Annotated in this window: 17 protein-coding genes; 9 read left to right on the top strand and 8 right to left on the bottom strand. The window is 65.4% G+C overall.

What is annotated here, in order from left to right; all coding sequences use genetic code 11:
* Positions 1-31: 31 nt before the first annotated feature.
* The 6 genes from adk to DVB37_RS16740 all read right to left on the bottom strand — a co-directional run bounded on the left by adk (position 32) and on the right by DVB37_RS16740 (position 3,962).
* Positions 32-688, bottom strand: coding sequence for an adenylate kinase (gene adk, locus DVB37_RS16765; protein WP_046804709.1), 657 nt, complete (start codon positions 686-688; stop codon positions 32-34).
* A gap of 91 nt (positions 689-779) precedes the next feature.
* Complete coding sequence (gene kdsB, locus DVB37_RS16760; RefSeq protein ID WP_120156252.1) at positions 780-1,544, bottom strand: 3-deoxy-manno-octulosonate cytidylyltransferase; 765 nt, start codon at positions 1,542-1,544, stop codon at positions 780-782.
* 10 nt (positions 1,545-1,554) lie between these two features.
* A complete protein-coding gene (locus DVB37_RS16755) occupies positions 1,555-1,734 on the bottom strand; it encodes a Trm112 family protein (RefSeq protein WP_120156251.1) in 180 nt (59 codons plus the stop codon).
* 64 nt (positions 1,735-1,798) lie between these two features.
* A complete protein-coding gene (lpxK, locus tag DVB37_RS16750) occupies positions 1,799-2,902 on the bottom strand; it encodes a tetraacyldisaccharide 4'-kinase (RefSeq protein WP_120156250.1) in 1,104 nt (367 codons plus the stop codon).
* Complete coding sequence (locus DVB37_RS16745) at positions 2,899-3,312, bottom strand: biopolymer transporter ExbD (protein WP_046804705.1); 414 nt, start codon at positions 3,310-3,312, stop codon at positions 2,899-2,901. Before DVB37_RS16745 ends, lpxK begins: the two co-directional genes overlap by 4 nt.
* Entirely contained in the window at positions 3,309-3,962 is a 654-nt protein-coding gene (locus DVB37_RS16740; protein ID WP_120156249.1) for a MotA/TolQ/ExbB proton channel family protein, read from the bottom strand. The genes DVB37_RS16745 and DVB37_RS16740 overlap by 4 nt, the downstream gene beginning before the upstream one ends.
* A gap of 353 nt (positions 3,963-4,315) precedes the next feature.
* On the opposite strand from DVB37_RS16740, the gene xseA reads away from it, so the two are divergent.
* From xseA to pcaF, 6 genes are all read left to right on the top strand, one after another.
* Positions 4,316-5,683, top strand: coding sequence for an exodeoxyribonuclease VII large subunit (xseA, locus tag DVB37_RS16735; protein WP_104144418.1), 1,368 nt, complete (start codon positions 4,316-4,318; stop codon positions 5,681-5,683).
* 94 nt (positions 5,684-5,777) lie between these two features.
* Complete coding sequence (locus DVB37_RS16730; protein ID WP_240433904.1) at positions 5,778-8,957, top strand: ankyrin repeat domain-containing protein; 3,180 nt, start codon at positions 5,778-5,780, stop codon at positions 8,955-8,957.
* 162 nt (positions 8,958-9,119) lie between these two features.
* Positions 9,120-9,698: a superoxide dismutase [Fe] gene (sodB, locus tag DVB37_RS16725; RefSeq protein WP_046804702.1), complete on the top strand. Its 579-nt coding sequence runs from the start codon at positions 9,120-9,122 to the stop codon at positions 9,696-9,698.
* Between the two features lie 278 nt (positions 9,699-9,976).
* Positions 9,977-11,689, top strand: coding sequence for a methyl-accepting chemotaxis protein (locus DVB37_RS16720; protein WP_120156248.1), 1,713 nt, complete (start codon positions 9,977-9,979; stop codon positions 11,687-11,689).
* Positions 11,690-11,867: 178 nt separating this feature from the next.
* Positions 11,868-13,295, top strand: coding sequence for a chloride channel protein (locus DVB37_RS16715; RefSeq protein WP_046804700.1), 1,428 nt, complete (start codon positions 11,868-11,870; stop codon positions 13,293-13,295).
* A gap of 147 nt (positions 13,296-13,442) precedes the next feature.
* The gene (pcaF, locus tag DVB37_RS16710; protein ID WP_120156247.1) at positions 13,443-14,648 is read left to right on the top strand and encodes a 3-oxoadipyl-CoA thiolase; all 1,206 of its coding nucleotides are present in this window, start codon (positions 13,443-13,445) and stop codon (positions 14,646-14,648) included.
* A gap of 135 nt (positions 14,649-14,783) precedes the next feature.
* On the opposite strand, the gene DVB37_RS16705 is transcribed toward pcaF, so the two are convergent.
* Together DVB37_RS16705 and DVB37_RS16700 are read right to left on the bottom strand one after the other, a co-directional pair.
* The gene (locus DVB37_RS16705; protein WP_240434153.1) at positions 14,784-15,185 is read right to left on the bottom strand and encodes a DUF192 domain-containing protein; all 402 of its coding nucleotides are present in this window, start codon (positions 15,183-15,185) and stop codon (positions 14,784-14,786) included.
* Between the two features lie 201 nt (positions 15,186-15,386).
* Complete coding sequence (locus DVB37_RS16700; RefSeq protein WP_006220277.1) at positions 15,387-15,632, bottom strand: cold-shock protein; 246 nt, start codon at positions 15,630-15,632, stop codon at positions 15,387-15,389.
* 227 nt (positions 15,633-15,859) lie between these two features.
* Between DVB37_RS16700 and clpS the strand changes: the two genes are divergently transcribed.
* The 3 genes from clpS (at position 15,860) to pbpC (ending at position 23,770) form a co-directional block, all read left to right on the top strand.
* Entirely contained in the window at positions 15,860-16,174 is a 315-nt protein-coding gene (gene clpS, locus DVB37_RS16695; RefSeq protein ID WP_006220276.1) for an ATP-dependent Clp protease adapter ClpS, read from the top strand.
* Positions 16,175-16,325: 151 nt separating this feature from the next.
* On the top strand, positions 16,326-21,554 hold the full coding sequence (locus tag DVB37_RS16690) for an alpha-2-macroglobulin (protein ID WP_162941233.1): 5,229 nt from the start codon (positions 16,326-16,328) through the stop codon (positions 21,552-21,554).
* Entirely contained in the window at positions 21,551-23,770 is a 2,220-nt protein-coding gene (gene pbpC, locus DVB37_RS16685; RefSeq protein WP_046804780.1) for a penicillin-binding protein 1C, read from the top strand. The genes DVB37_RS16690 and pbpC overlap by 4 nt, the downstream gene beginning before the upstream one ends.
* Positions 23,771-23,784 lie beyond the last annotated feature (14 nt).

Here is a 23,784-nt window from a genome sequence, read left to right as displayed (position 1 = left end):
GCCGAAGGCCTTTGGGCCAACCAAGCGCCTATCAGCTGTTGACAGCCTCGAACAGGCGCGACTTGATTTCGTCGACGGCGCCCACGCCCGAGATCTTGCGGTACTTCGGGGCTTCGGCGGCGTTCTGCTGTGCCCAGGTCGAGTAGTAATCAACCAGCGGACGGGTCTGTTCGCGGTACACGGACAGGCGATGGCGCACCGTTTCCTCGCGATCGTCGTCGCGCTGGATCAGTTCTTCGCCGGTGAGGTCGTCGCGGCCTTCAACCTTGGGCGGGTTGAAGCGCACGTGGTAGCTGCGGCCGCTGGGCTGGTGCACGCGGCGCCCGCTCATGCGTTCGATGATGTCCTCTTCGGGCACTTCGATTTCCACCACGTAGTCCAGCTTGACGCCGGCGCTTTTCAGCGCGTCGGCCTGCGGGATGGTGCGGGGGAAACCGTCGAACAGGTAGCCGCCGGCGCAGTCGGGCTGCTTCAGGCGGTCCTGGACCAGGCCGATGATGATCTCGTCGGAAACCAGACCGCCGGCATCCATGACCTTTTTGGCTTCAATACCCAAGGGCGTGCCCGCCTTCACCGCGGCTCGCAGCATGTCGCCGGTGGAGATCTGGGGAATGCCGAAGTGTTGGGTGAGAAACGCGGCCTGGGTGCCTTTGCCGGCGCCGGGAGGTCCGAGCAAGATGAGACGCATGAGTGCTCCTGATGGGGTTTATTTTTTGTGATCCGGGGGATTATGCCGCAACGCAGCAGCCAATGCGGGGCTGCGCCATGGGAAATAACCCTTACATCTGTTTGCTGTAGACCAAGCGCACGCGTTCCAGATCCGCCGGGGTATCTACGCCCGCTGCGGGAGGGTTGAGCGTACGGTGTACGACGATTTGATGGCCATGTTCCATGGCGCGCAGCTGTTCCAGCGCCTCGAAGCGTTCCAGCATGCCTTGCGGCAGCGTCGGGAAGCGGCGCAGGAACGACACGCGGTAGGCGTACAGGCCGATGTGATGCCAGGCGGGCAGCCCGTCGGCCAGCACACGTTCGCCGCTGGCCAGCGCATCGCGCGCCCAGGGAATCGGGGCGCGCGAGAAATACAGGGCGCGATCGTCGGCGGTGCACACGACTTTCACGACATTCGGGTTGAAGAGCGCCTCGGCGTCGGCCAGCGGGCAGGCGGCGGTGGCGATATCGGCGTGGGCGCAGGCTTGCAGCTTGGCCGCCACGGCGTCGATCAGTTCGGGTTCGATCAGCGGTTCATCGCCTTGCACGTTCACGACGATGGCGTCGTCCGGCAAGCCCAGTTGCTGGACGGCTTCGGCCAGCCGGTCCGTGCCCGTGGGATGGTCGCTGCGCGTCATCAGGGCGGTCAGGCCATGGGCCTGCACGGCCGCCTGCACGCGCGCGTCGTCCGTGGCGATGTACAGCCGGGATGCGCCGGACAGCGCGGCGCGGTCGGCGGTGCGCACGACCATCGGCTTGCCGGCGATATCGGCAAGGGGCTTGTCGGGCAGGCGGGTCGAGGCGGCGCGCGCCGGGATCAAGGCGATGAAACTCACGGGGCGGCGGTCAGGTGGGGGCGGTTTCGTCCAGCACTCGGGCTTCCGACTCAAGCATGACGGGGATGCCGTCGCGAATCGGGAAAGCCAGGCGGTCGGCGCGGCAAACGAGTTCGGCGTGCTGCCGGTCGTTTTCAAGGCGCCCCTTGCACAGGGGGCAGACGAGGATGTCGAGAAGTCGGGATTCCATGACCGGGATTCTAAAACAGTTTGCGGCGGGCAAGGCCCGGCGGGCCCGGGCGAGAGTCAGATTTTCAAGTCGGCGGCCGCGCTTGGGTGACTGCCGATGTCGACTTTGGAGCGAGACGTTGGTGTAGCGTTTGTGCCAGCCAGTCAAACAACCGGGCGTCGGAAAAAGCCGCCGTGACGGGGACTTCCCACAGGCGCGCGTCGTGCAGCGCGGCACATTTGATGGCGTCCTTGGACGTCACCAGAATCACGTCGGCCATCAGGCCCTGGAAGGGCGAATCGGCGTAGTCGTGATGGTCGGGCAAGGGCAGCGTCGCGTCCAGTTCGATTCCGGCCGCGCGCAGTGTCGAGAAGAAGCGTTCCGGGTTGCCGATGCCCGCGGCGGCCGCCACGCGCGGCTGGCCCGCAAAGGCAGAAAGCGGGCGCGTTGCGCCGTCTTCGATGTGGCGGGCGTCGCCCGGTTCCAGCCACATCCGCACCGGACGCGGGCGGCGGGCGGGAACAGCGTCGGCGTTGGCGTTAGCCTGGACCCCGGGGCCGACCGGCGTGCCGATGTTGGTGACGACCACATCCACGTCCTGCAAGCGGTGCGCGGGTTCGCGTAGTGGGCCGGCGGGCAGCAGCCGGCCGTTGCCCACGCCGCGCGCGTCCTGCACCACGATTTCGACGTCACGCGCCAGCGCCAGATGTTGCAGGCCGTCGTCCGAGACAATCACGTCCACATCGGGATGCGCCTGGAGCAGCGCACGGGCGGCCAACGCGCGTTTCGGGTGCACGGATACCGGGGCGCCCGTGGCGCGCGCGATCAACGCGGGCTCGTCGCCAAAGCGATCAGCCGCCAATGCACCGACGCCGACCCGGGCTTTGCGGCCGATCTTCACGCCATAGCCGCGGCTGACCACGCCCGGGGTGAACCCGCGCGCCCGCAAGCCTTGCACCGTGGCGATCACCATGGGCGTCTTGCCGGTGCCTCCGACGTAGATGTTGCCCACCACCACGACCGGCACCGGCGCGCGGTAGCTGGGCTTGGCGCCGCTGAGGTAGGCGGCGCGCTTTCTGGCGACCGCCCACTCGGTCAGCGCAGCCAGGGGCGACAGCAGGGTCGACAGCCAGCCGCCATGCTGCCACTGGCGGGCCAGCAGCGAAGGAGACGAACGCGGGGTGCTCACCGTGAGGTCTGGGCGGCGAAGTTGACGCGCCCGATGCCGGCCAGGCGGGCGGCTTCCATGATGTTGATCACGGATTGGTGGGTGGCTTGGGCGTCGGCGTTGATGATGACCAGCGGCTCGGTCTTGCCGGCAGCCGCCTGACGCAGTACGTCGGCGATTTCAGGAGGCGTGGAGACGTCGATCAGCGTACCGTTCAGCGCATAGCGCCCATCCTGGCTGACGGCCACTTCCAGCGCCGGCGGCGTGTCCTGCTCGGACGAGGCCTGCGGCAGGGTCACCTTCAACTGCGTGAAGCGGGTGAACGACGTGGTGGCGGCCAGGAAAATCAGGATGACCAGCAAGACGTCGATCAGCGGGATCAGGTTGATGTCCAGCTCGTCGCGATCGCCCCGGGAACCGCGGAAATTCATGAACGCCCCTCGCGTGCGGGGTAGGCTGCGGGATGGGTGGAAGGGGCCGGCGGCACGGGCGACACGGCGCGGACCAGGCGCGAGGCGGATTGCTCCATGGCGCTGAGATAACCGTCGACCCGACCGCGCAGGTAGCGGTGGGCAATCATGGCGGGAATGGCGATCAGGATGCCGAAGCCGGTGTTGTACAGCGCGATGGAGATGCCGCGCGCCAGTTGGGCGGGGTCACCGCCGCCGGGCGTGTACGACCCGAAGATCTCGATCATGCCGACCACGGTGCCGAACAGCCCCATCAAGGGCGCGACGACGGCGATGGTGCCGATGGCGGGGATGTAGCGGCTGAGGTCATGCGCCACGGCCCGGCCGGTGTCTTCGACCACGTTGCGCAGTTCTTCGCGGGGCAGATGGCGGTGACGCATCACTTCGGCCAGAACCCGGCCCAGCGGCGAGTTTCGTTCCAGGCGGTTGATGGCTTCGGGCGTGTCCTGGCGGTTGCGCAGCATGTCCACGACCTGTTCGTTCAGGCCGCGGGGCAGGATAAGGCTGCGGCGCAGGGAGAGGAAGCGCTCGAAAATCAGCGCCAGTCCCAGCACGGATGTCGCCAGCAGGGGCCAGATGGGCCAGCCGGCCTCGCGCAAAATGGAAAGCAAAGCGTTCAACTCCCGGGGGCCATAGGGCGGCAACAGTGCGTGCGCCGTGGCATCAGATCAAGCCGAAACTGTAACGGCGCGGCGGGTTTGTGGCAAGGCGGGAAGGCCCGCGATTTATCCACAGAAATTGTGGATAATTCTGTGCAAAACTTCGCCGGAACGCTTGTGGGCACAGGGCTTGCGCTTGTTTGCTTCAAATTAGCGCAATCGAGTTTTTATAATTTATATATAAAAATCAATAACTTGCACGGAGTTTGCTGGCTTTCGGGCCTGCCGCTGCAAAAATCTATGGACGCGGTATCATTGCGCCCCGCTACGTATGCCCTGTGGACAGGTACGCATCGGAAAGCCTCATGACAATTGAATTTGCAGTCACAAACAACGCATTCACGCGGGATATCCTGACAGTTGCCCAGCTAAACCAAGCAGTGGGGCAGTTGTTGGAGCGCAGCATCCCGGCTTTATGGGTGCGCGGAGAGATTTCGAACTTCACGCAGGCGGCATCCGGGCATTGGTACTTCACGCTCAAGGACAGCCGGGCCTCGGTGCGGGCTGTCATGTTCCGAAGCCGCGCCAGCGCAGTCGGTTTTGTCCCAAAGGCGGGCGACCAGGTCGAAATCCGTGCGCGGGTGTCCCTGTACGAGCCGCGCGGCGACTACCAGTTGCAGGCCGACGCCATGCGCCGGGCCGGTCTGGGCAATCTGTATGAAGCGTTTCTACGGCTGAAAGAGCAATTGGCCTCGGAAGGCCTGTTCGACCCGGCCCGCAAGCGCGAGCCCGCCCGCTTGCCGCGCGCAATCGGGGTCATTACGTCGCTGCATGCAGCGGCGCTGCGCGATGTGCTGTCGGCGCTTGCCCGGCGCGCGCCGCAAGTGCCCGTCATCATCTATCCGGCCCCGGTTCAGGGCGCCGATGCCGCCAGCCGCCTGGCCGCCCAAGTGCGCTTGGCCAACGCCCGCGCCGAGGTCGACACCTTGCTGCTGGTGCGCGGCGGGGGCAGCATCGAAGATCTGTGGAGCTTCAACGACGAAGACCTGGCGCGGCAGGTCGCGGTCAGCGAAATTCCGGTGATCAGCGGCGTGGGGCATGAAACCGACTTCACCATCGTGGACTTTGTGGCCGATGTGCGCGCGCCCACGCCCACGGCCGCGGCCGAATTGGCCTGCGTGCCCCGTTCCGAATTGATGGGCCGCGTCATGCAGTCGGCCCAAGCCATGGTTCGGGGCCAGCAACGGCGGCTGGAACGCGCCGCGCAGCGCCTGGATCGTGCGTCCGGGCAGTTGGTGTCGCCGTCGCAACGGCTTGAGCACCAGCAAGAACGCCTGAACAGCCTGCGCTTCCGGCTTGCGTCCGCGTGGTCGGGCCCACAAGCCCGGCGCACCGCGCGCGTCAATCTGCTGACGCAACGCCTGGCGCATCGCGTCCCCGATACCGGGCGCGCCGCCGACCGCCTGGCAGGCGCCGTGCGTCAGCTCGGCCAGGTGCATGCACGCCTGCTCGTGCAGGGTCGCAACCGGTTGGCGGCGGCCACGGCGCAGTTGCGCGCGCTGGACCCGGGCAATACCTTGTCGCGCGGCTACGCCATCGCGCGGGACGCCGATGGCCGCATCGTGCGGGATGCCGCAAGTCTGGCGGCCGGGCAGGCGCTGGACCTGAGCTTTGCACAGGGCGGGGCGCAGGTGCAGGTGCAGCAAACCCGCAATAGCCGCGACGCCGGTTAAGCAGAAACGATCCGCCGGCCGGCAGCGCCCACGCATTCGGCGGGGGCGCCGGCGGGGCGGTGCACGACAGGTTGACGCACTCTGAGGCGATGCAATGCGGCACAACGAAAGCATGGGTTGGATGGCCGGTGTGTTGGCCGGAACGGTCATGGCGCTGGGGCATGTAGCGCTAGTGGAAGCGGCAGAGGCCACACCAGTGCCGGTATCAGCGCAGGCAACATCGTCGGAATCAGCACAAGGACCGGCACGGGTATCAGCGCAGGAATCAGCGCAGGTACCGACCCAGACCCCGGCCCAGACCCCGGCCAAGACACCGGCCCAGACCCCGGCCAAGACACCGGCCCAGACCCCGGCCCAGACCCCGGCCCAGGCCGCAAGCCAGCCCCCCGCCGCCAACTGCGATTGCCAGTCGCCCTACCCCGACTACAAAGAGGCCGACACCCCCGACACCCGGGCACTGTTTGCCGCCGTACGCAACAACGATCCGGACGCCTTTGCCTCTGCATTGGCGCAGGTCCGGCAGCCCGGCGACTACGCGCTGGACGGCGTGCCGCTGCTGCACGCGCTGCTCAAGCCGGCGCGCGAATTGCGCGCTCAGAACGTGTACTGGGGCATTTCAACCGAGGATGCCGATCGCATACGCCAAGCTCACCAGGCCACGCTGCCTGCGCGCACGCGCATGCTGGCCGCGCTGCTGGCCACCCGGCCACCGCTGAACGACGTCACCTACGAATCGCGTCGTCCGCCGCTGCATCTGGCGCTGCTGTATGGCACGCCCGAACTCATGGACATGCTGCTGGCGGCCGGTGCCGACGCCAATCAGCGCGGCGATGAACACCGCACCCCACTTGAATTCCTGTTGAATCGCGATTTTGAATTCGCGGTGCGCATGACGTACCTTCCGCGTCTGGTCGACCGCCCATCAATGACACACATGGTGCTGGCCTTGTTCAAGGCCGGCGCCGCCAAGCCCTATGCCGACGCGGGCGCCGACGTGGCGGATTACCTGGCGTGGTCGCCCATGGTTGAACTGACCGAGGGCGCGGCACCGTTGCAGGCGCTGGCCGCCACCGGCACCAAGCCGGCGTATGAAGACGGGCTGACCGCCTTGGCGCTGGCCGCCTACCTGGGCAATGCCGGCGCGGTGCTCGTGTTGAAGGAACTTGGGCCGCGCCAAATCCCCAACACCGGCTACGGCCAGAGCGGCCAATACGACCTCTGGCTGGACGCCGCGCAGGCGGCGGTGCAGGGCGGCCATCCCGATATTGCGGCGCAGTTGCTGCAAAAGAACATGCCGTTCGCTCAACGCGGCCCACAAACGGGTTCCAGCGCGGCGCTGTTCACCAAAGTGGAGTCCGACGCCCAGCCCATCATGAACCTGGCGGCGCGCCGTGGCGACGTGCAAACGCTGCAACGTTTGCTGGCGCTGGGGGCGCCAGTCGATGGCGACCCGCAAGATCAAAACGGCAACACGCCGCTTGCCGATGCGGTACAGGCCCGCAAACCGCAAGCCATCAAGCTGCTATTGGCCGCGGGCGCCGACCCCCGCGCCAAGCGTGAAGGCTATGACGTGAAATCGCCCGTCGATGTCGCGGTGCAATCGGGCGATGCCGCAACGCTGCGCCTGTTTGCCGATGCGGGCTTCGACCTGAAGGCGCTGGGCACGGGGGCGATCCGGCGCGCGCTGGAAAACCGCGATACGTCATTGGCGTTGATGCTGATCGAAGCTGGCGTGCCCACGGAAGTGAAGGCGGGGGACGCGGATAGCGGCGACGGCGCGCCGCTGTTGCTGCTGGCCGCAGCGTCGGGGCAAGTGCCCGTCGTTGACGCCTTGCTGGCCAAGGGCGCGGACCCGGTCGGCCTGGCGCCCGATGGCGAAAGCGCGCTGTATTGGCTGATCGGCAGGCAAGACGCCGCGATGCTGGAACGGCTGCTGCGGGCAGGCGCCAAGTTGGACGATCCACGCCTGCCGCGCGCCCCGGCTTCGTACGCGCTGTTGAACGCGGCGGTGGCCTCGGGCGACATCGCGCTGGTGCGCCGCATCAGCAAAGCCACCGGCCAACCCGTGGCGCAAGCCTGCATGCCCGAACGCGGCGAAGCCAGCCTGATCGAAGCGCCGGGCTATATCGCGGCATTGCAGGCGGCCGGTTTTACCGGCAAGCCCTCGACCTGCGCGCCCGACGCCGCGCCGCTGTCGCGACGCGTTGTGGTTCAGTTGCTTCATAGCCGGCAGTGGTACGTGGCCCGGCAGGAAGAACTTGTGCAGCTGCTGCGGTTCGTGAACGCCACCGGTGGGTCGCTGGACGCCGCACTGGACGACGGCGCGACGCCCTTGAACACCGCAATCGAACTGGGCCGCGAAGACCTGGTCCGCGCCATGCTCACGGCCGGCGCGCGTCCCGACCAGGCCGACGCCATGGGCCGCGGGCCGGCGTGGGTGGCGTTGCAATCCAGCCAGCCCGCCATGCTGTCATTGCTGGCGCGCCACGGTGCGCGTTTTGACAAGGTCGCCGCACCGCCTGGCCAGTCCTTCGCCCACACGCTGGCATGCCAGTCCGCACCCGCGTTCCAGCGTGTCGTCCAAGCGGCCGGTGCATCTCCGCCGGCCACTTGCCCGTCCCCCGCGCCGTCCAGGCGAGGGGCCGCCAAGGTTGCCAGCAAATCCGCCGACTCCGCGGGCTTGGCGGGCCTGTATGTGCTGAACGGTGTGCGTGAAGTCGGCAGCCAATTGCTGTTGTCGCCGGACGGCAGCTTTGACTACATGCTGAGCTACGGCGCCGTCGACATCGCGGCGCGCGGCGCCTGGCGCAGCGACGGCAAACAGGTGTTTCTGGACACGCCGCCGATCCAGCCGTATTCGCCTATCCAGGACGTGCGTGCTGATACCCGGCCCGCACGCCCCGCCCAGCCCGGCTTTTTGTCCGTGCGCGTTTTCTACCGCGATCGCCCGGTGAAAGTTGACGTGGCGATGTCGTCGGCGGATGCCGATCACGGGGGCGGTCCGCGCCCGTCCGAAGGTGAAGACGGCATCAGCGCACCCATCGAGCCGGGCGCCTTGAAAACACTGGCCGTGTTTGTGCCGCTGCCCTCGGGCGCGCGTTGGCATCAGGTGGACATCAGCAAACTGGACGCCGGCACGCGCGCGATACGCGTGGACCTGGACGTACCGGAAGAAGCCGCCGGTGCACCGCTGCACAAGACATTCGCCGTGCACAAAGACGGCACGCTGGTGGAGTCGGAAGGCGGCAGGGAACTGCGATACGAGAAAGAGTAGCGTTTACAAAAACCCAGTGCGACACGCCGTGCGTCGGCGTGAATGCGCATATGCTCATGCGCGCCGTTAACCCCGCGCGGACGCGGGGTTAACGCGGTATCCTCATTAGTTGCCGATACAATTGACCGGCTTGATCGTGCACTCAACAGAAGGAACCAACACATGGCACATACTCTTCCCCCCCTGCCTTACGAACTCGACGCCCTGGCCCCGCACATTTCCAAGGAAACGCTGGAGTTCCACTACGGCAAGCATCACCAGACTTACGTCACGAACCTGAACAACCTGATCCCGGGTACGGAATTCGAAACGCTGTCGCTGGAAGACATCGTGAAGAAGTCCTCGGGTGGCATTTTCAACAACGCCGCTCAAGTCTGGAACCACACGTTCTACTGGAATAGCCTGGCCCCCAAGGCCGGCGGCGCACCCACCGGCAAGCTGGCTGATGCCATCAACGCCAAGTGGGGCAGCTTCGACGCTTTCAAGGAAGCGTTCAACAAGTCGGCAGCCGGCAACTTCGGTTCGGGCTGGACCTGGTTGGTCAAGAAGGCCGACGGTTCGGTTGACATCGTCAACACCAGCAACGCCGCCACGCCGCTGACCACCGCCGACAAGCCGCTGTTGACCTGTGATGTCTGGGAACACGCGTACTACATCGACTACCGCAACGCGCGTCCCAAGTACCTGGAAAATTTCTGGGCACTTGCCAACTGGGATTTCGCCGCCAAGAACTTTGCCTGATCGGTAAAGACAAGCCGGGCCACACACGTGGCCCGCAAGAAAAAACCCCTGGTGCTTTGCACAGGGGTTTTTTTATTCCCTTTCAGGAAGAATTCAGCTGACATAACCCTGTCGATTGTCGATTTCATTCCAGGGAAATGACAAAGAAACAACCTTTTCTTTAGGGTTATCCCTAGGAATCCCGACCGCTATTGTTGCCAGTGGTCAGGGCCGAACCACGGGGCCAACGGATCGCGGCATGCCCGCTTACAACCGGGGTAACTACAGGGAAGGGAAGCATGTTTCGCTTATTTTCAGGCTTGCGCATTGGGGCGCGCCTGTCGGGCGCGTTTTTGCTCGTGGCGGTAATCGGCGGTGCCATCGGGGCCTTTGGTGTTTGGGGGCTGTCGCGCATCAACGAATTGAATGACCGGCTGTACGACACCGAGCTGCGTGGCATCTCGGACTTGAAAGAATCCAATCTGAATCTGATCTACGCGGGCCGCGCCCGCAGCGGCTACCTGGCCGCCAGCACCGATCAGGATCGCCAGGCGTTGAAAAAGCAGTTTGACGACGCCGTCAAGAACATGGACGTGCTGCGCGACAAGGCCGCGAAGAATTTCCACGAAGAAGAGGGCAAGCGCCTGCTGGCGCAGTTTGTCGAAACCGAACAGGTGTGGAAGCGGGAGTCGGAAGCGTTCTTCACGGCGGCGAAGTCGCAGTCGTTGACGCAAACCGATCCGCGTGTGGCCGAGATCGAAAAGCGGGTTATCGCCTCGTCGCAAAAGCTTGACGACCTGATGACCAACCTGGCCGTGGGCAAGGAAAAAGCCACCGCGCAATCGGTGGACGAAGCCACCGACCTGTACGACACCGTGCGCGCCGTGATGATCATCCTGGCCGTGGCCGGCGTGGTGATCGGCATGCTGTTGGGCTGGCTGGTCACGCGCGGCATCGTGCGTCCGCTGGAACAGGCCGTGAAAGCCGCGCGCCAGGTCGCCGCGGGCGATCTGACCACCGACATCCAGGTGGCCACGCGTGACGAAACGGGCGACTTGATGACGGCACTGAAGGCCATGAACGAAAGCCTGGCGCGCATCGTCGCGGACGTGCGCGATGGCTGTGAAAGCATCGCCTCGGCGTCCTCGCAGATCGCGCAAGGCAACTCCGACCTGTCGCAACGTACTGAAGAGCAAGCCTCGTCGCTGGAGCAGACTGCCGCGTCGATGGAAGAGCTGACCAGCACCGTGCAGCAAAACGCCAACAACGCCAGCGAGGCCGATCGTCTGGTGACGCAGGCGTCCACCGTGGCAGTGCGCGGGGGCGAAGTGGTGGAAGGCGTGGTGCAGACCATGAGCGCCATTTCGGACAGCTCGCGCCGCATCGCCGATATCACGGGTGTGATCGACGGTATTGCCTTCCAGACCAACATCCTGGCGCTGAACGCCGCCGTGGAAGCGGCGCGCGCGGGCGAGCAGGGCCGGGGCTTTGCCGTGGTCGCGGGTGAAGTGCGCACCTTGGCGCAACGCTCGGCGGTGGCCGCCAAGGAAATCAAGGCGCTGATCGACGAATCCGCCGCGCGTGTGCAGGGCGGTACGCGCCAGGTGGACGAGGCAGGCCGCACCATGCGCGAAGTGGTCGACAGCGTGCGTCAGGTCGCAACGCTGGTGCGTGAAATTGCCAGCGCATCCGAAGAGCAATCGTCCGGCATCGGCCAGGTCAACCAGGCCGTGGCGCAGATGGATACCGTGACGCAGCAGAACGCCGCGCTGGTTGAAGAAGCCGCCGCCGCGGCCGCCAGCATGCAAGAGCAGGCCGGCCGCCTGGCGCAGGAAGTGCGCCGCTTCAAGGTGGACGCCGCCGCGGGTTCCGGGCGTGGCGCCGAGGCGCGCTTGATTACGCCCACGCCCGCGTCCCTGGCCGCGCGCAAGCCGGCAGCGACCGTGGCACGCGCCAGCCAGGCGCGGCCGGCGCTGGCGCACGCGTCGGACGACGACTGGTCCTCGTTCTAAGCAGCCGCCGGGCGCTGCCGCGCGGGATTGCGCGGTAGCGCCCGGGCGGTAAGTCTGTGGACGGCGGAATCGTGGCCGGCGAGGTTGTGGCCGGCGAGGTTGTGGTCGGCGAAGTTGTGGGCTGCGAGTCAGGTGGGAATGTTAAGGTTAGCGACTTTCCGCCGCATGCCAGCAGCCCATGAGCCTGACTGAACCTTTCCGCCGGACCTCCGCCGCCACCCGCCGCCTGATGCGGCGCAAAGTGCGTCAGATCAACCGCCTGTCGCGCAAGAGCCTGCAAATGGCACTGCTGTTGGGCGGGGCCGGCCTGGTCGCGCTGATGTCGCTCGGTTTTGCGTATCTGGCCGACAAGGCGCTGGACTGGAACCGCGAATGGGTGGGCCACAACGGCTGGCTTGCCTTGCTGGTGCTGCCGTTCAGCCTGGCCGGCTTGCGCTGGCTGACGCTGCGCTTTGCGCCCAACGCGGCCGGTAGCGGCATTCCCCAAGTCATCGGCGCGCTGTCATTGCCGCCGGGGGCCAGCCAGACCAGCCTGGTGTCGCTGGCGCAAACCCTCTGGAAAATTCCCCTGGCGTTCTTCGGCATGCTGGCCGGCGCGTCGATCGGCCGCGAAGGCCCGTCGGTGCAGGTGGGCGCCGCGCTCATGCTGGCATGGGGGGATTTCTGGAAGCGTCGCGGCGTCAAGCTGCGGGGCTTTCACGCCAATGAACTGATCGCGGCCGGCGCGGCCGGCGGCCTTGCCGCCGCCTTCAACGCGCCGCTTGCCGGCGTGATCTTCGCCATTGAAGAGCTGGGCCGAGGCACGGTGCTGCGCTGGCAGCGCCTGGTGCTGATCGGCGTGCTGGCAGCGGGGTTTCTGGTGGTCGCGGTGCAGGGCAACAACCCGTATTTCGGCGTGTTCGGCGGTGCGCCGCTGGCCCATGGCATGGTGATGTGGATTGTCATCTGCGGCGCGATCAACGGCGCGTTGGGCGGTATTTTTGCGCGGCTGCTGGGCAAGGGCGCGGCAGGCGCGGCGCCCGCGGCCTGGCGCGCCTGGATCCGCGCGCATCCTATCTGGACGGCTTTCATCATGGGCCTGGTGCTGGCCGTGATTGGCCTGTGCACGGCCGGCAGCGTGTACGGCACGGGCTATGGGGTGGCGGCCGATCTGCTGTCGGGCAACGACACGGCGCCGGTCGGCTTCGGGCTGGCCAAGCTGGCCGCTACCGTCGCATCGTATTGGGCGGGCATCCCGGGCGGGATCTTCACCCCCGCACTAACCACGGGCGCCGGCATCGGCCAACACATCTGGGAACTGGCGGGCGAGGGCGTGGACCAGCGTGTGCTGGTGCTGGTGTCGATGGCCGCCTTTCTGGCCGCCGCCACGCAGGCACCGTTGACGGCCAGCGTGGTGGTCATGGAAATGACGGGCAGCCAGCCGATGTTGTTCTGGTTGCTGGTGGGGTCGCTGCTGGCCTCGGGCGTGTCGCGGCAGTTCTGCCCGCAGCCGTTCTATCACCTGGCTGCGGGGCGCTTTCGGCGGCAAGCCATCGTCGAGGCAGGTCGCGCCGCGCAGTCCGGGGCGGGCGCCGCAACGGCGCCTTCCAAGCCCGCATCGCCCTGAAGGCCTGCGTCCGGCTTGGCGATCAGGGTGAACGCCTACCGGACACTGTCCATGAGACGGACACCCCAGGTGTGCACCAACTTGGCGCTAAATGCGGTGCGCTAAGATCGTCCGATCCCGAATTTTTCACTTCACTCCGAGCTTCCCATGACCGTGAATGCCTTTATTTGTGATGCGATCCGCACCCCCTTCGGCCGCTACGGCGGTGCGCTGGCCAGCGTGCGTCCTGATGACCTCGCCGCCGTCGCCATCAAGGCGCTGGTAGCGCGCAACCCCGGCGTGCGCTGGGAAGAACTGGACGACGCCATCATGGGCTGCGCCAACCAGGCCGGTGAAGACAACCGCAACGTGGCCCGCATGGCCACGCTGCTGGCCGGCCTGCCCATCGAAGTCCCCGGCGCCACGGTCAACCGCCTGTGCGGTTCCGGCCTGGACGCCATTGGCACCGCCGCCCGCGCCATCCGCGCCGGCGAAGCCGGGCTGATGCTGGCCGGCGGCGTTGAAAGCATGAGCCGCGCGCCCTTCGTCATGGGCAAGGCCGACAGCGCGTTCTCGCGCAATGCCGCCATTTTCGACACCACCATCGGCTGGCGCTTCGTCAACAAGCTGATGAGGGCGCAATACGGCGTCGATTCGATGCCCGAAACGGCCGAAAACGTCGCTGACGACTTCAACATCAGCCGCGAAGACCAAGACCTGTTTGCGCTGGCCAGCCAGCAAAAGACGGCTCGCGCGCAGAAAGAAGGCGTGTTCGACGCCGAAATCGTGCCGGTTTCGATTGCGCAGAAAAAGGGCGATGCCATCATCGTCTCCAAGGACGAGCATCCGCGTGAAACCAGCCTGGAATCGTTGGCCAAGCTCAAGGGTGTGGTCCGCGAAGGCGGCACCGTCACGGCCGGCAACGCGTCGGGCGTGAACGACGGCGCCGCCGCGCTGCTGTTGGCTGACGAAAAGGCGGCCGCCCGCCACGGCTTGACCCCGCGCGCTCGCGTGGTCGGCATGGCTACCGCCGGCGTCGCGCCGCGCATCATGGGTATCGGCCCGGCCCCGGCCACGCTGAAGGTGTTGGCCCAGACCGGCCTGACGCTGGACCAGATGGACGTCATCGAGCTGAACGAAGCCTTCGCCGCGCAGGGCCTGGCCGTGCTGCGCCAACTGGGCATTGCCGACAACGACCCGCGCGTGAACCCCAACGGCGGCGCAATCGCCCTGGGTCACCCGCTGGGCGCATCCGGCGCCCGCCTGGCTACCACCGCGATCAACCAGCTGCACCGCACCGGCGGCCGCTATGCGCTGTGCACGATGTGCATCGGCGTGGGCCAGGGCATCGCGCTCATCATCGAACGCGTCTGAGCTTGCGGCTTCAAGCCTGAAACCTGAAGTGTTGTTTTTTCCGCCGCGCGGTTCGCGGCGGAATCAAAAAAGGGAGCCTCTCGGGGGCTCCCTTTCTACATCCGGCTGGCGCACTGGCGCCCCGGGGCGCCCGACTCAGGGCAGCCCGTCTATTTTCCGGCCCGCCTTGATGCCATGCTCGTCGAACCAACCTTGGGTCATTTCCAGGGCGTAGCGCACGGGCTTGCGGGCGCAATGCGGGTCTTCGGTCTGCGGCGCCATGTCGTCGATGTTGACGATCGTGCCGTCGTCGGCGATAAAGGCAATCGAGAGCGGCAAAAGCGTGTTGCGCATCCAGAAGCACTGCACGTCGGGCCGCTCGAAGACGAACAGCATGCCATCGTTGCCGGGCAGTTCTTTGCGGAACATCAGGCCGGCTTGGCGCGTGGCGTCGGTGTTGGCAACTTCGGCGCGGATAATATGGATGCCGGCTGACAGTTGCGTGGTGGGCAAGGGCGGTTGCGGCCCGGTTTGCGCATGGGCGCCCGCGCCCAGCATCAATGCCGCGCTGGCCAGTGCCGCCGATACGGCTTTAAGGAATGCGGGTTTTATGAACGCCGTCTTGAACAACGTAGGAGTGGCAGGTAATAACTTCGCATTCTTCAGCATGACTGGCGCAGTAAAAAGAAAATAACAAGGCGGGGCCCGAAAGCCCCGCCTGGATAATGGTGCAACCTTACCGCTGCACTTTATAGGGTGTTAGGCGGCCGTGATATTAAGCGCCTGCTTGCCCTTAGGCCCCTGGATGATTTCGAAAGCCACTTTCTGGCCTTCCTTCAGGGTTTTAAAACCATTCATCTGTATGGACGAGAAGTGGGCGAACAGATCTTCACCGCCGTCGTCGGGCGTAATGAAGCCAAACCCCTTTGCATCGTTGAACCATTTGACGGTACCCGTCGATTTGGGATTGTCCCCTTGGACGGCGGTTGCGGTCGTATCAGACATGCGGACTGCCTCATTGAATCGTATGTTGACAGAAGGGCATCGCGGTCTAGACCTCTGTCCCCCCCTCCGGCTTCCTGGCAGATTTTCGATGAGTTGAAAACCCCAGAATGCGGTGATAATGCGCCGCTTTTCTTTGCGTCGTCAAGTATGGAAACTACGTATTTCCGCGTGTAATTTTAAGTAAGTTGCACGTTAGGCGTCCCCAGTTTAAATAGAATAGCCGCCCTATGAGTTCTACCTTGGATACCCAGCATGATTTGGCCGTCGAGAAGGCACCGGCACGCGCCGCGCCGCCTCCGATGTATCAGGTTCTGCTGTTGAACGATGACTACACGCCGATGGAATTCGTCGTGAAAGTCCTGCAAAAATTCTTCAATAAAAATCATGAAGAGGCCACGCGGATCATGTTGCAAGTGCATCACGAAGGGCGCGGAGTTTGCGGGGTGTACCCCCGTGACCTCGCCGCCACCCGCATCGCCCAGGTAGGACAGTATGCGCGGGCGCGCCAGCACCCGCTGCAATGTGTGATGGAACCCGTTTAATACCAAGAATGAAGACGCCGCCCTCGAAGGCGGCGTTCTGCTGTGCGCCAATGGCACGGCAATGTCCGCGTTCGGGGAAGCGCGCGGATCCGGATGGTCGGCAGCTCCGCCGCTAAGGAGCGTTGTATTCGAGTAGGCGGAGGGGTTTGCCGTGAGTGGAAAGGTTAGTAAGACCTGGCTGGCGGTTGCCGGCGTTGTGGTGTTGGCCGGCGCCATAGGCGTGGGCTGGTGGATGGGCAAGGGCAAGCAGGCTGCGGCTCCGGGTGCGGCCCCTGCGGTGTCCGCCCCGGCTCAAAGCCCCGCAGCGGCCCCGCCGGGCGAGGCAAAATCCACGTTGGGCGCCAGCGCCACGGTCGGCGCGCCCGATCCGTTCGCCGCACTGACCTGCCAACCACGCCAATATAACGACGCGCTGTCGTTGTCCGTCACGTTCACCCAGCCGGTGGATGCCAAGGGCAAGCTGGATGACTTCCTTCAGGTCACCGATCTGGGCGCCTCGTCGGGTAAAGCCGACCAGGACAGCGAAACGGCCTCCAACGCCGGCGATCAGCCCGCCTCGGTGAAGCCGGGCGACTCCGCCCCGCAAGGCAAGATCGTCAAAGGCAGCTGGATTGTGGGTGACAACCCGCGCATGGTGTATTTCCCGTATATCCAGCCGCAACGCAAGTACGCCATCACCGTGCGCTCCGGTTTGCCGGGCGTGGGTGACAAGGTCGTGCTGGCGCAATCGTCCAATTGCGAAGTGAACACGCAGGCGATGCCGCCGTCGTTCTATTTCGCCAGCCGTGGCGTGGTGCTGCCGGCCGGCCAGAACGGCGGTTTGCCCGTGGCTACCGTCAACGTGCCGGAAGTGGACGTGCAATTCCTGCGTGTCGCGCCCGACCGCGTGCCGGAACTGTTCGAAACGGTGCTGGGCATTGGCCGCAACACCGCGCAGGCGTCCGATGACGAAGAAGAGGGCGGCTACAACGAAGAAGACAGTTGGCGCTATTCCGACAACCGTGGCCTGAAGGGTTCGGTCAGCAACTGGGATCTGGACCGCCTGAATTCGCTGACCACCAGCGTCTATCAAGGCCGCTTCATCACCGACGACAAGCCGAACCGCCGCCACGTTACCTTCCTGCCCGTTGAGGGCGTGAAGGAACTGCAAGAGCCCGGCATCTATATCGCGGTCATGAGCCAGCCCGGCCGTTTCCGCTACGAATACCAGGTCACGTACTTCTACGTCAGCGATATCGGCCTGCACGCGCGCCGCTACAGCGACCGCGTGGAAGCCTATTCCGTGTCGCTGAAGTCCGGCCAGGCCATCTCCGGCGCGGTCTTTGAACTGGTCGACGGCGCCGGCAAGACGCTGGCCAAGGCCGCTGCCGATGGGCAAGGTCATGTGCGCTTTGATGGCAGCTTCACCAACGCGCGCGTCATCCGTGCATCGCGCGACAAGGAAATGACGGTATTGGCGTTGGCCGAGCCCGCGCTGGATCTGTCGGAGTTCGATACGGGCGGCCATGTGTCGCGCCCGAATAACTTGTTCATTTACGCCGGCCGCAACCTGTATCGCCCTGGCGAAACGTTCAACGTGTCGGTGCTGCCGCGCGACCTGGACGGCCGCATGCTGACGCCCGCGCCGCTGACCGCCACCATCAAGCGCCCCGATGGCCGCGTGGTGCAGAACACGCTGTGGCAGCCCAAGAAGGATCTGGTCGGCTATGTCGAGCGCGCAATCGAATTGCCGCTGGATGCGCAGACCGGCTCGTGGCTGCTGGAACTGCGTGTTGACCCGGCCTCGCGCGCACCCGATGCGTCGTGGAAGTTCCAGGTCGAGGAATTCCTGCCTGAACGTATGAAGATGGCGCTGACCTCTGAGCAAGAGGTGCTGTCGCCAGACGAGGAACTGCTTGTCGATGTGCAGGGCGATTACCTTTACGGCGCACCCGCCGCCGGCAACCGCCTGCTGTCCACCTTCCAGGTCAAGCGCGACCGATTCGCGCAGGCCCAGAAATGGCCGGGCTTCATCTTCGGCGACGTCGCCGATGACACGCGCCGCACGTTTGGCGAACTGCCCGAAGAGGCGCTGGACGACAAGGGCGCTGCTCAGATCAGCGTCAACCCCAACGCGGCAGGCACGCATTCGCCCATGAAGGTGCGCGTGTCGGCCAGTCTGCTGGAATCGGGCGGCCGCCCGGTGGTGCGTTCCATCGAACGCAGCGTCTGGCCCGCCGACAAACTGATCGCCGTGCGGCCCCAGTTCGATAGCGACGTGGCGCGCGAGAGCGCACCCGCCGGATTCGAAGTGATCCGCGTCAACGCCCAGGGCGAGATCCAGCCCCTGGCTCAGGCCCAGATGCGTTTGTTCCGCGAAGAACGCCAATACTATTGGCGCTTTGACGACCAGCGCGGGTGGAACAGCGGCTACACCGAAACCGAAGAACTGATCGATTCGCGCGAAGTGGCGCTGAACGATCGCGCCCAGTTGACCGTGCCGGTCAAGTGGGGCCGTTACCGCCTTGAAATCGCCGACCCGGAAACGGGCGAGACGATGCGCTACCGCTTCTATGCCGGCTGGAACGCGCAGGACGCCGACGCGATGGGCAACCGCCCCGATCGCGTGCAGATGAAGCTGGAAGGCGTGCCGGCCAAGCCGGGCGACACCGTCAAGGTCACTTTGACGCCGCCGCACGACGGCCAGGCGCTGGTCACCGTCGAAGGCGACCGCATGTTGTGGTCCACCTGGGTGGCCGTGAAGGCAACGGGCACCGTGGTCGAAATCCCGGTCAGCAAGGACTGGAAGCGCCACGATCTGTACGTGGCCGCCGCCGTGTTCCGCCCGGGCAGTGAAGGCGACCGCGTGACGCCGGCCCGTGCGCTGGGCCTGGCATTCCTGCCGATTGCCAGCACCGATCGCAAGCTGGATGTAAAGCTGACGGCCGCGCCCAAGGCCGTGCCCGAAACCAAGACGACGGTGCGCGTCAAGGTCGACGGCGCGCACGGCAAGCAAGCCACGGTCACGCTGTCCGCGGTGGACGTGGGCATCTTGAACATCAACCAGTACGCCACGCCCGACCCGCTGGACTACTTCTTCGGCAAGCACCGCTACGCGCCCGAACTGTTGGACATGTACGGCAAGCTGATCGAAAAAATGGACGGCACCAAGGGCAAGCTGAAGTGGGGCGGTGACGCCGCCATGCGCGGCGACAGCAAGAGCCTGCCCAAGAAGGTCAAGCTGGTCGACCTGTTCTCGGGCCCGGTCACGCTGAACGCGCAAGGCGAAGCGGACATCCCGCTGGACCTGCCCGATTTCAACGGCACCTTGCGCCTGATGGCGGTGGCGTTCACGGCCGACAACTACGGCAGCACCGACACCGAAATGGTGGTGGCCGCGCCGATCGTCGCCGAATTGAACACGCCGCGCTTCATCACGCCGGGCGACCAGGCCGCCATTGCGCTGGATCTGACCAACCTGAGCGGCGCCGAGCAAAAGATCAGCATCAAACTGGAAGCGCTGGACCCGCTGGCCATTACGGACGGCGTGCGCACGGTGACGCTGAAGGACAAGCAGCGCACCACCTTGCGCTTTAACGCCACCACGACCGGCTCGTATGGCCTGGGCCTGATGCGCCTGACCATCGACGGGCAGGGCGGCGCCAAGCCGGTGCACATCGTGCGTGAATCGGTGTTGCAAGTGCAGCCGGCCTACGCAGGCGAACACCAGGTGCGTCGCCTGCGCCTGAACCCGGGTGAAACCAACGTGGCGCAGGCCTCGTGGGTGTCGTCTTACTACCCGGATTCGGCGCTGGTCAGCCTGACCGTGTCGAATCGCCCGCCGTTCAACGTGAACAAGCTGGTTGAGGGGTTGCTGGCGTATCCGTATGGCTGCGCCGAGCAGACCATCAGCCGCGCCTTGCCGTGGGTGTTGATCGATGACGCCGTTGCCAAGCAGTTCGGCCTGAAGCCGCATTCGCAGGTGGAACGCGCCGCGCAGGTGTCCGGCGCCATCGGCCGCCTGTCCGGCATGCGCAACGCGGTAGGTTCGTACAACCTCTGGAGCGGTTCCAGCTCGCGCGATGTGTGGCTGACGGCCTATGCCGTCGGCTTCCTGCAAGACGCGCGCGACCAGGGCTTTGAAGTGCCCGAAGCCACGCTGGACCGTTCGCGCCAATGGTTGCTGGAGCAAGTGCAGCAGACGTCGAACACCTTCGGCACGTGGTCGGTGAACCTGCGCCGCAACGTTGAAGCCGGCCGCATCGACGGCAGCGATGCCAACGTCCTGCGCGAAGACCACCGCCGTTTTGCCGGCTTGTCGACCGCCGTGCTGGCGTTGGCTCGCGACAAGAAGGCGCCGTTGTCGACGGTGCGCCAGCTGTTCGACAACTATCAAGAGCGCGCGCGTTCGCCGTTGCCCCTGATCCAGCTGGCAGCGGCGTTCAAACTGATGGGCGACGAAGGCCGCATGAAGTCCGCGCTGGACGCCGCGATGACGCGCGAATACGGTTTCCCGCGCCGCAATTACAACGGCTACTACGACGAATGGCTGGGCGACTACGGCAGCAGCGTGCGCGATTACGCTTTGTCGTACGCGCTGGCCAACCAGTACGGCCTGAAGCACGAACGCCTGGAAAATCTGCTGACGCAACTGACTTCGCGCCTGGGCAACCGTTCGTACCTGTCCACGCAGGAACGCATGGCGCTGTTGATGGCGGCACGCGCCATCGGTGGCGACAAGGGCACGCCGTGGGAAGCCGCGCTGACCGTCAATGGCGTGCGCAAGCCGCTGGACGGCGGAAAGACCGACCAGACCGTCGGCCTGACGGCGGCCGATCTGGCCAACACGCAAATCCTTAACACGGGTGCGCAGTCCTTGTTCCTGGAATACGACATCCAGGGCAGCCCGACGGTTGCGCCCAAGCCGCGCAACGACGTGATCCAGCTCAAGCGTGGCTGGTATCGCCCGGACGGCAAGCCTTGGGATGGCGGCACGCTGCAAAGCGGCGACATGCTGGTGGTGTGGGTGCAGGCCAGCGCCAACCAGAACATTCCGGATGCGCTGATCGAGGACCGTGTGCCGGCGGGTTTTGAAGTCGAAAACCTGAACCTGTCGCAAAGCCCCGAGATGCAGGAATGGACTATTGGCGGGCGCCGCGTGGCCGAAGCCATGGCCGATTCCAACATCAAGCATCGTGAGTTCCGCGATGACCGTTATGTGGCCGCCGTGTCCCTGGGCCGTGGCAAGGTCGACGTGTTCTATCTGGTGCGCGTCGTGACGCCGGGCCGCTATGCGGTGCCCTCGACCGTGGCGGAAGATATGTATCGCCCGGAGATCCGCGGCGTGGGTGAGCAATGGAGCACGGTCGAAATCCGCGATCGCGGCGCCAAGCGTCCTTGACCGCCGCCGCCACCCCCACGGCGGGCGCCTTGCGCGCTCGCCGGTGGCGGCGGCGCGGCATCATCGCGGCCAGCGTGTTGTTTACGCTGGCCGCGTTGTTATTCGTGCTTGACCGCCTTTACCCGCTGCCGCCTGTCGATTCCGGCGGCGCCGCCGTCGTCGTGGCCGCCGACGGCACGCCGCTGCGCAACTACCCCAGCCGCGACGGCATCTGGCGCTATCCGGTCACGCCGGACCAGGTGTCCCCGCGCTACCTGGAAACGCTGCTCACGTACGAGGACCGCTGGTTCTACTGGCATCCCGGCGTCAACCCGGTGGCGTTCGCGCGGGCCGGCTGGCAATGGGCCACGAACCGCCGCATTGTTTCGGGGGGATCAACCCTGACGATGCAGGTCGCCCGCCTGATTGACCCCCAACTGGCGGGCAAGCCGTCGCGCTCCATGTCGGCCAAATTGCGACAGGCGTGGCGCGCGGTGCAACTGGAAATGCACTACAGCAAGGATGAAATTCTGTCCTTGTACCTGACCCACGCGCCCATGGGCGGCATCGTGGAAGGCGTGGAAATGGGTTCGCGGCTGTGGCTGGGCAAGGCTGCCCGTGATCTCGGCCCCGCCGAGGCCGCCATGCTGACCGCGTTGCCGCAAGCCCCCTCGCGCCTGCGTCCCGACCGCCACCCCGAGGCCGCGCAGGCTGCGCGCGACAAGGTGCTGGACCGCATGGCCGAACTGGGCCGCTGGACCCCGGCGGAAGTTGCCGATGCCAAGATCGAAAACGTAATCGCGCCGCCGCTACGCGCACGTTGGCTTGCGCCCCTGGCCGCACAGCGCCTGTTGCAGGAAGCCGGTACCAAAACCACCGCAAGGCGGCCGGGCCAGCGCCCGCCGCTGGTCGCATCGACATTGGATGCTGACATGCAGGCATCGGTGGAACGAATGTTGCTGGACCGTGTCGATAATTTGCCGCCCAAAGTTTCCATGGCGGTGCTGGTGATGGATAACGATACGCTGGAGGTCAAGGCTTACGCGGGGTCCGCCGATTTTTCCGACGATACCCGTTATGCCCACGTGGATATGGTGCGTGGCGTGCGCTCGCCGGGTTCTACTCTTAAACCGTTTCTGTATGCGCAGGCGCTGGACGAAGGGCTGATTCATTCGGAAAGCCTGCTGATCGATGCGCCCATGTCATTCGGCGGCTATGCACCCGGCAATTTCCAGGCCGCTTTTTCGGGCCCGGTCAGTGTGGCGCAGGCGTTGCAGCGGTCGTTGAATGTGCCCGCGGTGGACTTGCTGGACCGTGTCGGCCCCGCCAGTTTTGCGTCGGTTATGCTGACTGGCGGCGTGCGGTTACGAATGCCGGCCGGGGCTGCCCCAAATTTAAGCTTGATTTTGGGCGGGGGTGGCACCACATTGGAAGAACTGGTCGGCGCTTACCGGGCTTTGGCCCGCGATGGCGTCTCGGGACGGCCCCGCCTTCGGACGGAGCAGCCTCGAATCGAGTCCCGTATGATGAGCCCTGGAGCCGCCTGGATCGTTCGCGATATTCTTGAAGGCGGCGGGCATCCCGACCGGCCTTTCTACCAGTCGGGCAGCCCGACCCGGCGGCTGGCCTGGAAAACCGGGACCAGCTTTGGTTTCCGGGACGCCTGGGCAATCGGGGTGACCGACAGATGGACGCTAGGCGTCTGGGTAGGTCGCCCGGACGGCACGCCGAACCCCGGTTTTTTTGGGGCGAATGTGGCGGCGCCGTTACTGCAAGATATTGTGGCCGCGTTGCCGGAAGGCGCGCAGCAGGTCCGTAGCCGGCCCGAAACGGTGCAGGCGGCGGTCACATGTTGGCCACTGGGTTATCGGTTGGGCAGCGTGCCGTCGGGGCAATGTCCCGAACAGCGCGCCGCGTGGCTGTTGAACGACACGGCGCCGCCGTCATTTGCCGGTTACGCCGACGCTACCCAAGGGCCGTTGCGCGTGGGTGGCGTGGCCAGCGGTTCGGTCCTTCGGCCCGTGCCGGGCAGCCGGCAAGTGGCGCTGGATGTAGATGTGCAAGGCGCCGAAGGAGAAGTATGGTGGATGCTTGATGGCCGCGTGGTGAATCACGGCGCGTCGAGTCATCCGTTTAAATTAGTGCTGGCGCAAGACGGCCGGTATACGCTAACCGTCATGGACACGCTAGGCCGCCACGATAGAGTGGTTTTTGAAATCGCTGGCGTTACGCCATGATCGGCATAGAATAT

It is taken from the genome of Achromobacter sp. B7 (genome assembly GCF_003600685.1).
Lineage (GTDB): Bacteria > Pseudomonadota > Gammaproteobacteria > Burkholderiales > Burkholderiaceae_B > Achromobacter > Achromobacter spanius_B.
The sequence above is the reverse complement of the archived record's forward strand: the minus strand, read 5'-3'. Positions and strand labels throughout refer to the sequence as shown.